At 38.0% G+C, this 13,065-nt stretch carries 9 protein-coding genes and 1 rRNA gene; 2 read left to right on the top strand and 8 right to left on the bottom strand.

Annotated elements, in window-relative coordinates; genetic code table 11:
- Positions 1 to 213: 213 nt before the first annotated feature.
- From EJF36_RS03460 to EJF36_RS03440, 5 genes are all read right to left on the bottom strand, one after another.
- Positions 214 to 1,753, bottom strand: a 16S ribosomal RNA gene (locus EJF36_RS03460).
- 515 nt (positions 1,754 to 2,268) lie between these two features.
- Positions 2,269 to 3,567, bottom strand: coding sequence for a hemolysin family protein (locus tag EJF36_RS03455; protein WP_185806800.1), 1,299 nt, complete (start codon positions 3,565 to 3,567; stop codon positions 2,269 to 2,271).
- A gap of 369 nt (positions 3,568 to 3,936) precedes the next feature.
- A complete protein-coding gene (locus tag EJF36_RS03450; RefSeq protein WP_125905027.1) occupies positions 3,937 to 5,226 on the bottom strand; it encodes an NCS2 family permease in 1,290 nt (429 codons plus the stop codon).
- A gap of 150 nt (positions 5,227 to 5,376) precedes the next feature.
- Complete coding sequence (locus EJF36_RS03445; protein ID WP_125905026.1) at positions 5,377 to 5,850, bottom strand: hypothetical protein; 474 nt, start codon at positions 5,848 to 5,850, stop codon at positions 5,377 to 5,379.
- A gap of 187 nt (positions 5,851 to 6,037) precedes the next feature.
- A complete protein-coding gene (locus EJF36_RS03440; protein ID WP_260471819.1) occupies positions 6,038 to 6,586 on the bottom strand; it encodes a flavin reductase family protein in 549 nt (182 codons plus the stop codon).
- A gap of 100 nt (positions 6,587 to 6,686) precedes the next feature.
- Between EJF36_RS03440 and EJF36_RS03435 the strand changes: the two genes are divergently transcribed.
- Positions 6,687 to 7,424, top strand: coding sequence for a TspO/MBR family protein (locus tag EJF36_RS03435; RefSeq protein WP_312028252.1), 738 nt, complete (start codon positions 6,687 to 6,689; stop codon positions 7,422 to 7,424).
- A 25-nt stretch (positions 7,425 to 7,449) separates the two neighbouring features.
- Here the strand turns inward: EJF36_RS03435 and desB are convergent, their stop codons facing one another.
- Positions 7,450 to 8,550 (bottom strand): Delta(10) desaturase DesB, encoded by a 1,101-nt coding sequence (desB, locus tag EJF36_RS03430; RefSeq protein WP_125905025.1) that lies wholly within the window; start codon positions 8,548 to 8,550, stop codon positions 7,450 to 7,452.
- A 434-nt stretch (positions 8,551 to 8,984) separates the two neighbouring features.
- Positions 8,985 to 11,342: a TIM-barrel domain-containing protein gene (locus EJF36_RS03425; RefSeq protein WP_125905024.1), complete on the bottom strand. Its 2,358-nt coding sequence runs from the start codon at positions 11,340 to 11,342 to the stop codon at positions 8,985 to 8,987.
- Between the two features lie 171 nt (positions 11,343 to 11,513).
- Between EJF36_RS03425 and EJF36_RS03420 the strand changes: the two genes are divergently transcribed.
- Positions 11,514 to 11,720, top strand: a complete 207-nt coding sequence (locus EJF36_RS03420; protein WP_125905023.1) for a hypothetical protein — start codon at positions 11,514 to 11,516, stop codon at positions 11,718 to 11,720.
- A 135-nt stretch (positions 11,721 to 11,855) separates the two neighbouring features.
- Here the strand turns inward: EJF36_RS03420 and corA are convergent, their stop codons facing one another.
- Positions 11,856 to 12,800 carry a magnesium/cobalt transporter CorA gene (gene corA / locus EJF36_RS03415; RefSeq protein WP_125905022.1) on the bottom strand — a complete coding sequence of 315 codons (945 nt, stop codon included), beginning with the start codon at positions 12,798 to 12,800 and terminating at the stop codon, positions 11,856 to 11,858.
- Between the last annotated feature and the right edge of the window lie 265 nt (positions 12,801 to 13,065).

Here is a 13,065-nt window from a genome sequence, read left to right as displayed (position 1 = left end):
CAAACAAGTTAAAAGAGGCATTACTAATTAAACCATATTGGTTTTGGATGTCGTTGTTTATCGTTATCTAGTTTTCAAGGAACATATAATGATGTTTATTTTCACTTCGCTTGCGCTCCGTGAAAAAAACCGAGAGTTAATAGCTCTCTCAAAACTAAACAAAACCAAAGCGCTTCATCTACCGTAAGGTAGATGTTCCGTAATAATCCTTAGAAAGGAGGTGATCCAGCCGCACCTTCCGATACGGCTACCTTGTTACGACTTCACCCCAATCATCTGTCCCACCTTAGGCGGCTGGCTCCTTGCGGTTACCCCACCGACTTCGGGTGTTACAAACTCTCGTGGTGTGACGGGCGGTGTGTACAAGGCCCGGGAACGTATTCACCGCGGCATGCTGATCCGCGATTACTAGCGATTCCAGCTTCATGTAGGCGAGTTGCAGCCTACAATCCGAACTGAGAATGGTTTTATGGGATTCGCTCAACCTCGCGGTTTTGCAGCCCTTTGTACCATCCATTGTAGCACGTGTGTAGCCCAGGTCATAAGGGGCATGATGATTTGACGTCATCCCCACCTTCCTCCGGTTTGTCACCGGCAGTCACCTTAGAGTGCCCAACTAAATGCTGGCAACTAAGATCAAGGGTTGCGCTCGTTGCGGGACTTAACCCAACATCTCACGACACGAGCTGACGACAACCATGCACCACCTGTCACCTATGTCCCCGAAGGGAAAACCCTATCTCTAGGGCGGGCATAGGGATGTCAAGACCTGGTAAGGTTCTTCGCGTTGCTTCGAATTAAACCACATGCTCCACCGCTTGTGCGGGCCCCCGTCAATTCCTTTGAGTTTCAGTCTTGCGACCGTACTCCCCAGGCGGAGTGCTTAATGCGTTTGCTGCAGCACTGAAGGGCGGAAACCCTCCAACACTTAGCACTCATCGTTTACGGCGTGGACTACCAGGGTATCTAATCCTGTTCGCTCCCCACGCTTTCGCGCCTCAGCGTCAGTTACAGACCAGAGAGTCGCCTTCGCCACTGGTGTTCCTCCACATATCTACGCATTTCACCGCTACACGTGGAATTCCACTCTCCTCTTCTGCACTCAAGTCCTCCAGTTTCCAATGACCCTCCACGGTTGAGCCGTGGGCTTTCACATCAGACTTAAAGGACCGCCTGCGCGCGCTTTACGCCCAATAATTCCGGACAACGCTTGCCACCTACGTATTACCGCGGCTGCTGGCACGTAGTTAGCCGTGGCTTTCTCGTTAGGTACCGTCAAGGTACCGCCCTATTCGAACGGTACTTGTTCTTCCCTAACAACAGAGTTTTACGATCCGAAAACCTTCTTCACTCACGCGGCGTTGCTCCATCAGACTTTCGTCCATTGTGGAAGATTCCCTACTGCTGCCTCCCGTAGGAGTCTGGGCCGTGTCTCAGTCCCAGTGTGGCCGATCACCCTCTCAGGTCGGCTACGCATCGTCGCCTTGGTGAGCCATTACCTCACCAACTAGCTAATGCGCCGCGGGCCCATCTATAAGTGATAGCTAAAAGCCATCTTTCAATTTATCTTCAGGCAAAGATAAATGTTATCCGGTATTAGCTCCGGTTTCCCGAAGTTATCCCAGTCTCATAGGCAGGTTGCCCACGTGTTACTCACCCGTCCGCCGCTAACCACCGAAGTGGTTCGCTCGACTTGCATGTATTAGGCACGCCGCCAGCGTTCGTCCTGAGCCAGGATCAAACTCTCCGAAAAGAAGTTTGACTTGCTCAAATTTACATCTGGCAATTCTTTTTGCGACTTCAAAGTCGCTTGTTTTGTTTCTATAATAGAAACGTTTTAGCGCTTGGTTTTGTTTAGTTTTCAAAGAGCTGTTTTTTTTGTGTTGTCGTAAAAGCGACTTTATTATCTTAACATAATTCATATCGTCCGTCAACAACTTTTTAAAAAATGTTTTTTGTTTTGCATTTTTTATCGTTGTCTTGAAGCGACTTTCTAATAATACTATGCTAATGACCAGAAGTCAACGATAAATCACAAAAACTTTTTGTGTTATTTTTTAACAAAACACCACAATGTTTGTATGGTTTGGTGAGTTAATATTGACAGATGACCTCACTATTATAAAAACTGTTTCAACACCTTACTGTATTAACCACATAAACATCTACTGACCACTAAAAAAAATATAACGCACCCCAACAGCATTTTGTAAAGAAGCTGTTGAGATGCATTCTCTTTTTTCAATATAATATTCTTAACTGAATACCTTAGTCACTTCGACATACCTTCAAGCATTTTATTCGTTTTTCATCTAGTTCTTCTATTTTAAAGACTAATCCACCATACTCTACTAAAGGTATATCTGCACTTTCAGGTATCATACCTAGCTGCCCGATAACAAATCCACTTATCGTATCGTAGTCATCTGTTGGTAAACTTACATCAAACACTTGTTGTATATCATATAAACTGGCTGTTCCTTTGACCATGAACGTGTTATTATCAACCGCAACAATTTCTCTTTCATCGACATCGTACTCATCAAAAATGTTGCCCACAATTTCTTCTATTAAATCTTCTAATGTAACAATACCATCCGTCCCACCATATTCATCGATCACTACTGCAAGGTGAACTTGATTTTTTTGAAGGTCTTTTAGCAACTCATCTGTCGGTTTAGAAGCTGGAACGAAATAAGGTGTTCTCGTTAACCTCCGAAGATCAAACTTAAATTCATCTCCATTCTCCATATACTGTATTATATCTTTTGTATGAAGAATTCCTTCTATATTGTCTAAGTCGCCCTCATATACAGGGAATCTCGTGTATCTTTCTTGGTTTATCGTTTTGACTACTTCTTTCAGAGTCGCATTGATTGGTATGCCAACAACGTTTGTACGATGGGTCATAATATCTGAAACAATTTTATTGTCAAATTCAAAAATATTGTTAATCATGAATTTTTCCGTTTCTTGTATAGTACCTCTCTCTTTCCCCACATCAACCATCATTCTAATTTCTTCTTCTGTCACTTCGTCATCATCCGCATTAGGATCTACACCAAACAACCTTACTATAACATTCATAGATCCTGTTAGTAATTTAACAAAAGGAGATGTGATTTTCGACAGTAAAAACAATGATGTTGCTGCAAACATTGCAACAGGTTCTGCTTTTTGCATAGCAAGCCGCTTTGGCACTAACTCTCCAAATACTAATGTAAAATATGATAGCACTAGTGTTATGACGACAACAGAAACATTTTCTAAAACATTTGTGCCTATAGGCACACCTATGTTAGTTAAAAGAAGTGCAAGACGAGACGCAAAGCTTTCTGCTGCAAAAGCACTTGCTAAAAACCCCGCTAACGTTATACCAATTTGGATTGTTGCTAAAAATCTGCTTGGTTCACTTAATAAACTATGAAGTATTTGTGCTTTTTTATGGCCAGATTCAGCCATTAACTTAATTTTATTGTCATTTAAGGAAATCAAGGCAATTTCAGATGCTGCAAAAAAAGCATTTAGAACTATAAGTACTACTAACAATAGAATCTCTAATATCAATTCAACCATCTCCTGTCTTTAGTATCTGTTTAGAGCATGCGACATATAACAGGAGAATTTACTCTCGTTTAAAACAGACAAAAAACTTTTTCAACAAACTTGCCCTCTCACCGGACGAGTCATACATCTTAGTCCCTCCAATTTCACACTAATAAAAACAGTATTAACACACACATTCAATTCTGTAAATACCTTCCAACATATATGTGAGATATTTCTTTCTTCATTATTCACTTGTATGATCAATCATTTAAAAGGAGCTCTAATCTCTTCTATATTATAATTATAATAAGGGTGACATCGTTGTATTACATATTGAACGCACCATTGAAATTACAAAAAGCCGGGTTCTTATACCCGACTTTCACATTAATGCGCTGGAAAAAACGCCATTTGAATTATAAATATAACACCAAATACATAAATAAGAGGATGTACCTCTTTACCTTTTCCACTGACTAGCTTCATTAAAGGATACGTTATAAATCCAATAGCAATACCCGTTGCTATGCTTGAAGTTAGTGGCATTGCTAAAATAATAGCGAATGCCGGAAAAGCCTCATCAAATGATTTCCAATTAATGCGAGCTAGCCCCTCCATCATGAAGCATCCAACAATAATTAAGACGGGTGCCGTTATTGCCGGCAAGGAAGATATGGCTGAGATGGCTGGAGAAAAGAAAGCTGAAATAATAAACAGCACAGCTACTACTAATGAAGTTAGCCCTGTCCGTCCTCCCGCAGCAACTCCTGTAGATGATTCTATATACGCGGTAGCTGGGCTTGTCCCAAAAGCAGAACCAACAGTAGTTGCAACAGCGTCAGCCATTAAAGCAGGTTTGACATTTGGCAATTTACCATTTTTCATTAAACCAGCTTGCTCAGCAACTCCTACCATTGTACCTGTCGTATCAAAGATTGTTACTAATAAGAAAGCAAATACAACAGTATATAGCCCATTTGTAAATACCCCAGCGAGGTCTATATCAAAAAACACAGGCGTTGGTGGCATTGAAACAATACCTTCAAAGTGCAACAAATCAAAAAAGAATCCCACAATCGCCGTAGTAATCATGCCAATAAATAAAGCACCTCTTACATTACGTGCAATTAGTGTTAAAGTCAGAAACAGACCAAATAAAGTTAAAAGTGTAACAGGTTGGTGTAAATCTCCAAACGCTATCATAGTAGCTTCACTTGGCACTACGATTCCAGACATCTTTAAACCGATGAAAGCAATAAATAGTCCAATTCCAGTTGTAATACCATATTTTAACGAACTAGGTATGGATTCAATGAGCATTTCACGTAGTTTCGTAAAGCTTAATAGTAAAAATAACAAGCCAGCAAAAAAGACAGCTCCAAAAACAACTTGATATGATACACCTTGAGAGGCAACCACACTCGCGAAATACGCATTCAACCCCATGCCAGGTGCAATCGCTATAGGATAATTTGCAAATAAAGCAATTATAAGTGTTCCCGTTACAGCGGCAATAATAGTAGCCATATACACTTGTTCAAATGGCACGCCGGCTGACGATAAAACAGCTGGGTTTACTATAATAATATATACCATAGTCAAAAAAGTAGTTAAGCCAGCGATTGATTCAGTCTTAATATTTGTCCCTTTTTCCTTTAATCCAAAAAACCTTTCCATACAAGCCTCCAAAAAACACGAATATTTTTAAACAACACCTAATATATTATTCGTTTTCACTGTAGTATTCAACCTTTTTTTCATTCTCACCTTCCTTTTACACAATAAAAGAACCGACTACAATTTAGTAGCCGGTTTTCTAGTTTGGTTTTATTCCTCGCTTTGAGGCTGACTTACAACATCAAATATACTTTGGAATGGGTTATCACTGAAGGTATGTGGGGTAAAGTTAACTTTGTAGTTTTCTAACCCTAACTGTACAAAGTCATAGCTTGGTTCTAGGTCTTGACTGCCAGTTAAGTAGGCACTTGCAAACTTTTTGGAGTCTTCAACATTTACAACATATACAACAAAATCTTTACTTAATGCATAAATTACTTGAGATTTAGTTACTTTATCAATCATGTTAAAGTCAATAACTACTACATTTGCATCTGTTTTATTAACATCAATAACCTCTGTACTTGCTAACTCAACACCGTTATCTTTAAAGAAGCTTATGAGTTCCGCGTCACTTCCAACATACTGCATAGGTTTAAGTGCAGTTGCATCTGATTCTCCTGCTCCTGAACACCCCGTTAATCCTAAAGTGAAAACAAATAGTACAATCGCGAACCATCTCATTTTTCATTCCCCCTATTTAAGTTTTTATATTTATTTCATACTAACAATGTATTTCGGGTGATTCAGTTACTAACCCACCTGCCCCTTTCCAAATAACAGAATTTACAGATATTTTACACTATTCTTTATAATAGTGGAATACTTTTTTTATAAAATATAAAAAAAAAAAACCCTTGAAGAGGGCCTATTAAAACTTGCATTTTTTTATTCTTGTGATTTCATCTAATTTTGCATAAGAAGATCGACCAAGATACAAAGGAATGTTTAGCTTATTTAAATCCACAAGTCCGTTGTCTTGAAATAGTGTGTCATCTTTATAAAAATTTGTTATATCGGCAACAATCCAGTCATGGTCTCCATAACTACGAATATCAATAACATTACACTCATAAGCTATGTAGGCATCTGTAAGAATAGGGCATTGTGTTGTTAAACCACGTTCATATTCAACACCTAATAACTTATCAAAGTCACGTCCGCTAACTGTGCCCGCTTGTTGAATAAACTGGGCTTTTTCAAAAGGTAAAAAATTAATCGCGTACTTACCAGACTTTGAAATTAACTCGTATGTATAACGTTCTCGCCCAACTGCCACACCATATATTGGGGGTTCATACGATATATATGAGTGCCAACCTGCCGCCATTATATTATCTTTTCCTTCAAAGGAAGCTGTCACAAGTGCCACCATACCTGGATAACTATGCATCACAGTTGTATTAGTTGATTTTCGCAAATTCTTTCACTCCATTCTGTTAGACTGTAATATAGCATGTATATTGATAATTTACGAGAATACAATTTATAGTATAAATAATAAAGAAAGAAGGGACATTATGCAGCTATTTTTAACTATTATCGCGTACATACTTGTTATTACAATAAATGCACTTGCCAATATTTTGCCTCTGAATGGACAAACCACCGGAGAAATTGCCAATCGACTTGACGTCATGTTCACTCCCGCTAATTATGTATTTTCTATTTGGGGCCTAATTTATTTACTTTTAGGAATCTGGGTCATTGCCCAATTTTTCAAAAAAAGATGGAAGAAACCGTTATATGAAAATACATACAGTTATTTTGTTATTAGCTGCTCATTTAATGCGATGTGGATTATCTTTTGGCATTACGAATATTTTTTACTATCAGTGATTATGATGACGCTACTACTGCTGACTTTAATAGCGTTATACCGTACAGCAAAGCACTATAATGCAACCTTCCTTGAACTAGTCCCTTTTTCAATATACCTTGGCTGGATTAGCGTAGCTACCATCGCTAACATAAGCTATTATCTTGTATATATTGAATGGAGTGGTTGGGGACTTTCAGATGTTACATGGACATTTGTTATGCTTATTGTCGCTGGAATACTTGCTATATTGTTTACTACTACTCAGCGCGACTTCCTTTTTCCTGGTGTCTTTATCTGGGCTTTTATAGGTATCGGTCTGAAACAAGCGGATGTAACTCTAATTTCAAATACCGCTTACACAATAAGTATCATTATAGCAATCAGTATGCTTATACTTTTTATGATCTTTCGTAAGCCAAAAGCGACGGCCGAGTAATACAAGCCGTCGCTTTTTTATTAAATTATTTACCTTTTGAAAGCATTTTGTTTTTTATTTCGACAACATCATTCATAAGATCAATATTACGTTTTTGGAGCTCCTTAGGATTTAACCCTGCTCCTAGAGATCCATACGCCATATTCGCCCGTAAATCAACTAGATCAATTTCGTTCCAATAAATGCGTGGCGTTTTTATGAGTGTGATCATAGCTCTTTGCATGGACATTTCATGATACCGCTCAGGCCACATCTCTTTAATTTTTTCTTTAACCAATGGGTAGAATTTTGAACTCATCCCTGGAAATAAGTGATGTTCTGTATGATATGAAAAATTAAAGTGTAGTACATTGACCCATTTCGGAACAGTGACTGACAATGAATTGGCTAGGGGGTCATTGACAGGTGTTTGTGGATTTAAGTTATGGTTCGTTGCTATATAGCTACTTACAATAAAGTTACCAATCAGAGCTGGAACTAAGTATGCGAATGTCCATTTAAATGGACCTAAGATGACAAAGAGCGCAATCCATGTAGCCCACGGCAACAACCACTCCAAAACGACGTAGTAACGTTTATCCTTTTTAAAGTCCTTTATGAAGGTAAAAAACATTCTTGTTGAGTGCACAGTAAAATTAATACATAAAAATAATACATATCCAATGGAGCGAATAAACTTTGGTATTTTAAAAAGCATAAGGAAAAATCTATTATTTACAATAGCCTCTGCCGTTGCCCATGTATCAGGATCATGTTCTTCATGCTGCGTATGAACATGATGATTTAAATTGTGCCATTTTCTCCATAGCTTCGGACCCGTGTTAAAAGGAAAAAAAGCAATAGCCCCTAAGAAATCTCGTAACAAAGGCTTTCTAACAACAGTACCATGTAATATTTCGTGCCCAAGAAATCCTAGTCCAGCAAAACTCAAACCGATAACTACAGAAATAAGTAAATTCGCCCAAATAGGTAACGAAAACAAACTAATAGAAATGATCCCCGCTAACATGACAAGGAAATACGCTAATCCTCCAAACAACCTCGCAGGTACAGGTTTAAAAGCTTCCTTCGGTAAGTATGGCGATATTTTTGCTGCATACCAAGCAAACGAATGCAAATCCTTCATGAGTTGACCCCTTTCAAACATATCTTCCTAATTTTGTTATGGTTAATACTATCAGTACAGTGATATTGAGTCAAGGTATTTTTAACACCTGGTAATAATATTAGGTATTAAAAAACAGGAATATCATACGAAAAAAGTTCACCTCCACTAGTTACTGATGTTTTTTATTTCTCTCGGATATTATTAGCAACAAAAGGAAGAAAAATGAGAAGATATATGAAAATATGTCACCATTATTTGTATAAAAAGTATCACCAGAAGCAATGAATGTGTCACCAACTATATACGAGCGTTGATTGACATTGCTCATAGCTGTCATTTCACCATAGGGTGTAATTACAAGAAAGAAGCTTAAAATCTCTTCTAAGCTTCTTTTCTGGAGTTATTACTTGTTCAATCTTGAAGGCTTTTCTAGTCCCTCAAGTCTTTTATGTTTATTTTATTTGTAAATCTAGTTTTTCACCTGCCTCAACCTTTACATACGTGACATCTCCAAATTGGTCGATATCAGTTGTCCATTCTGTTTCAACTAACGTCTCTGATTTTTGTAGCTGTTCGCCATTCATAGTTACTTCTTTACCCGACAATCCGTGAACCTTGAAAATGTATGATTTTAATTCAGGTTGGTAGCTTCCTTCTACATCATCCAGTCGGATTGTGATAGTATCGTTTTCTTTTACTGTGGAGATTGGTTGTTTGAAAAATTCACCTGTCTCATAAGAATACGTATGTCCGTCATCATCATAATACGTAAATGTTGTTTCTTTTTCAGATGGAAATACATCGACGTACACTGTATCGATTAGTTTTTGACCTACATACTGGACGACATCCTGTGTCGGTATGATTGCTCCTTGTTTAACAAACAGAGGAAGGTCCTCCCATGTTTCCGCATTAACTTGATACGTAATCGTTTGACCACCTTCATACGTATCACCACGTGTATAATCGAACCATGTACCTTCTGGTAAATAAATGTCTTTTTCCGTTTGTTCCTTTTCAACAACTGGCGCCACTAATAAGTAGTCACCAAACATCCAAGCATCAATATAGTTTTCTACATTTGTATCAGCCGGATAGTCATACATTAGCGGACGCACAATACCGATACCTGTTTCATAGCTTTCACGTTCATATGCATACATATATGGTAAAAGCTTATAACGAAGTTCAATTGCTTCCTTCGCTATTTGCTCCGCTTGCTCTCCGTATACCCATGGCTGACGTTGTTCACCTTCTCCACCATGCACACGATATATTGGTGTGAACGCCGCAAATTGCATCCATCGTGCGTATAATTCAGGTGATGGCGTGCCATGGAAACCACCTGTATCCATACCCCACTTTACTTCACCATTGTTAATGGCTGTCATCATGCGTTCACGTTGCGCTGCCATTGAACCAAAATTAGAATTTATATCTCCTGACCACAATCCATACGCATATTTTTGCGCTCCTAAGAAGAAGTTACGGTTTATAGACCAAACACGTTCATCTGTATAGGCGCGTTGCCCTTCGTAAAGCATTTGCTGCATACGTAATCCTTGCATCGATGAATAACCCACATCCTGTTCGTCGTTCCACCAACCAATAATACCTTGGTCAAATGCAGGAATTAAGTGTTCAAAGTACCAATCACGAACTTCTTTTTTTGTGAAATCTAAATCATTCACTCGTTTGTTCGAAAAATAGTCAGCATACGCTTTTTTATTTGGCCAATAGAAGTCTTGCTCAGTTGCATAAGCCCCTTGCTCTGTTTCTACATGAATACGTGGCTTTAAAATACCCGTAATTTTTACACCTTGTTCATCCATCTGTTCTTTTAGTTCGCCTGTTGGACCAGCTGGGAATTTCTCTTCATTCCAACGAAATTCACCATACTGATCCTCTCCCCATGCTTTCCAATCAAAATCTAGTGTGAATACATCTAGCGGAATTTCTTTATCACGGTACGTCTGGACAATATCTAGTAATTCTTCTTGATCAATGTCCCATTCACTATTAATGAAACCTAGTGCCCATTTCGGAAACATCGGTGGCTTTCCTGTTAAAAATGCTACTGATGACATAATATCTTTAGGTTCACCAGCTAACACGAAATATTCCAGGTCTGGCTGTGATAACACATCAAAACCTAGTTTGCCTTCATCGATACTATATCGTCCTTTTTCTGTATCTATTAAAACGCCATATCCATTTACATTCCAAAGTAATGGAGCACCATTCCCACCTTGAATCCCAGCTGATACTGTTCCGAAAGTTGGAGCCTCCATATAACGCTCTGTTCCTTTAGCAGATGCACTAAATCCTTCTACTCCGTAAAAGGTATCACCAATAGTATACTCGAAATTAATACGACTACTATCAAACGTTTCATCAACTTCTTTAAGTAGTAGGTTTTCATCAACGTCGTATACAGCCACTTTATTAGTAGCACGATCTACTTTAGCAATCATATTCTCGGTTTTTAAAGTTATAGCTGTATCATCCGAGGAGACCTCTGGTTCAGCTGATTCACAATCATATTCACCCATAATAGGGGAATCAGTCTGATCTACACCTGCTGGTATGTAATTAACCCTTATGATTTCTTGTGCACACGATTGCACAATTAATGAATCTTCTCCAGCCTTTATTTCTATTCCGCCTGATATTTTACTAACATTTTCAGGCAATTCCATTTTTGTTTCCTCTTTAACAGCTCCGTCTTCTTTGCCAATTTGTGTTGATATAACAGCAATAACAACGACTAATATGACTACAAGTCCAGCAAGCCAATATTTATTTTTCATAAAAAAAACTCCTTCCTCTCAACATGTTCTATTATAATTAGTTGTGCAACCGATTACAATGAATCTAGTAAAAATGTTCAATTTGTGTTCAAATTTAGGAAATATTTTCCGTGTTTTAAATGTTATAATTTTACTGTTTTAAAGAAGAGTTAGATGAGAGGAGTTAGAAGTATGTTTTATGTTGCCATCATAGTTGCTGGCTTAGCTCTAGGCTTTGGAGCGAGTCTAATGGTTAAAGCTGTTACAGGAGGCTATGCATACTCAAACGATTTAGAAAACAAGCCTGTGATTCGAAAAGCATGTATTTATTGCAACTCAAGAATTGACCGGAACTATTCAAAGAACCTGTGTCCGAATTGCAGAAAACCAATAGAATAAAAATAAAGAGGCTGGGACAAAACAAAGAGCCAGGCACCCAACGACGCAATAAATTGTGCGCACCAAATACATAAGCGCGTACATATAATGTGTTCAGTGAGGTGCTAGGCACTTATGTCACAGCCTCTTTAACTATTACCGAAACCAACCTTTTCGTTGAAACCAAATGTACATTCCAACACCGATAACAGCCATGACTCCTAATGTAACAAAATACCCGTACTTCCATGTCAATTCAGGCATATACTCGAAATTCATGCCATATAAACCAACAATAAAAGTCAGTGGCATGAAAATAGTCGTAATAACAGTTAATATCTGCATAACTTTATTCGTTTGATGAGAGTTGATTGATAAGTAATTATCACGAATATCCATTGTTATTTCGCGATTAGAATCTACCATCTCAACAAGCTTTAGTAGATGATCGTATATATCTGAGAAATATTCCACCCTCTCACGAATTCCTTGTAAATGATGAGAATTTAGCATTCTATATAATAAATCTCTCATTGGATTAATCGTATGTCGCAACGTAAGTAGATCATGTCGAATATCAAACAAATGCTCTAGTAATTCTTCCATGGACTTGTCCGAAGGGTTGGACTCAATTTCATCAAGCTCGTCTTCTATTCCATATACAACTGGAAAATAATTATCAACAATTTTATCGACAACTTGATAAAACACATAATAAGATCCCCACGTACTTATATCACTACTCGACACAAGCTGGTTCCATGCACGGTTAATCTCCTTCGAATCTTGATGATGAAAGGTAACAATATAATCTTTAGATACAAAAAAATTAATTTCTTCTTTTTCTAACTGATTTAACGCATGTGTTACAAAGAACGTGTACTCTCCATAATAATCAAGCTTTGGTCTTTGCAATTTATGTATACAGTCCTCTATTGCTAAAGGATGAAATTTGAACGTTTTCGATAACTCGTTAATCTCCTCATTAGTTGGCTGACTCATATCCACCCAAAACCATGCAACATCAGGTGAAAATATGGTATCGAGTGTAATATGCGGCATCTTTTTATGTTGCTGGTCTATTGCAACAATTTGTATCATAATAACTCCCCTATTCTCATATGAAACATAACTCTATTTTACCATGTACCTATTTTGTTGTTTAATTCTCCCTTGTTAATTTATTTGACTAACTAGAAGCACAAACTAACTAGGCGACAAATTTCGCTACAAATGTGTAATGCTGCCGCTCATGACCCGCTCTTTTTCCTGAACATGCATTTTCGACATAGCAAAAGGTATTTTAACGTTGACCTGCCCTACTACTATATCAATTTCCCATAAAAAACAGACGGTAAACATTTGT

It is taken from the genome of Bacillus sp. HMF5848 (genome assembly GCF_003944835.1).
Lineage (GTDB): Bacteria > Bacillota > Bacilli > Bacillales > HMF5848 > HMF5848.
Note: the sequence above shows the minus strand (reverse complement) of the source record. Positions and strands in the feature narration are given on the sequence as shown.

What these genes read in the sequence shown, in the direction of transcription:
- EJF36_RS03420 (WP_125905023.1), top strand. Translation starts at nt 11,514, where the DNA reads ATGTTTTATGTTGCCATCATAGTTGCTGGCTTAGCTCTAGGCTTTGGA.
- EJF36_RS03425 (WP_125905024.1), bottom strand. Translation starts at nt 11,342, where the DNA reads ATGAAAAATAAATATTGGCTTGCTGGACTTGTAGTCATATTAGTCGTT.
- desB (WP_125905025.1), bottom strand. Translation starts at nt 8,550, where the DNA reads ATGAAGGATTTGCATTCGTTTGCTTGGTATGCAGCAAAAATATCGCCA.
- corA (WP_125905022.1), bottom strand. Translation starts at nt 12,800, where the DNA reads ATGATACAAATTGTTGCAATAGACCAGCAACATAAAAAGATGCCGCAT.
- EJF36_RS03435 (WP_312028252.1), top strand. Translation starts at nt 6,687, where the DNA reads ATGCAGCTATTTTTAACTATTATCGCGTACATACTTGTTATTACAATA.
- EJF36_RS03450 (WP_125905027.1), bottom strand. Translation starts at nt 5,226, where the DNA reads ATGGAAAGGTTTTTTGGATTAAAGGAAAAAGGGACAAATATTAAGACT.
- EJF36_RS03445 (WP_125905026.1), bottom strand. Translation starts at nt 5,850, where the DNA reads ATGAGATGGTTCGCGATTGTACTATTTGTTTTCACTTTAGGATTAACG.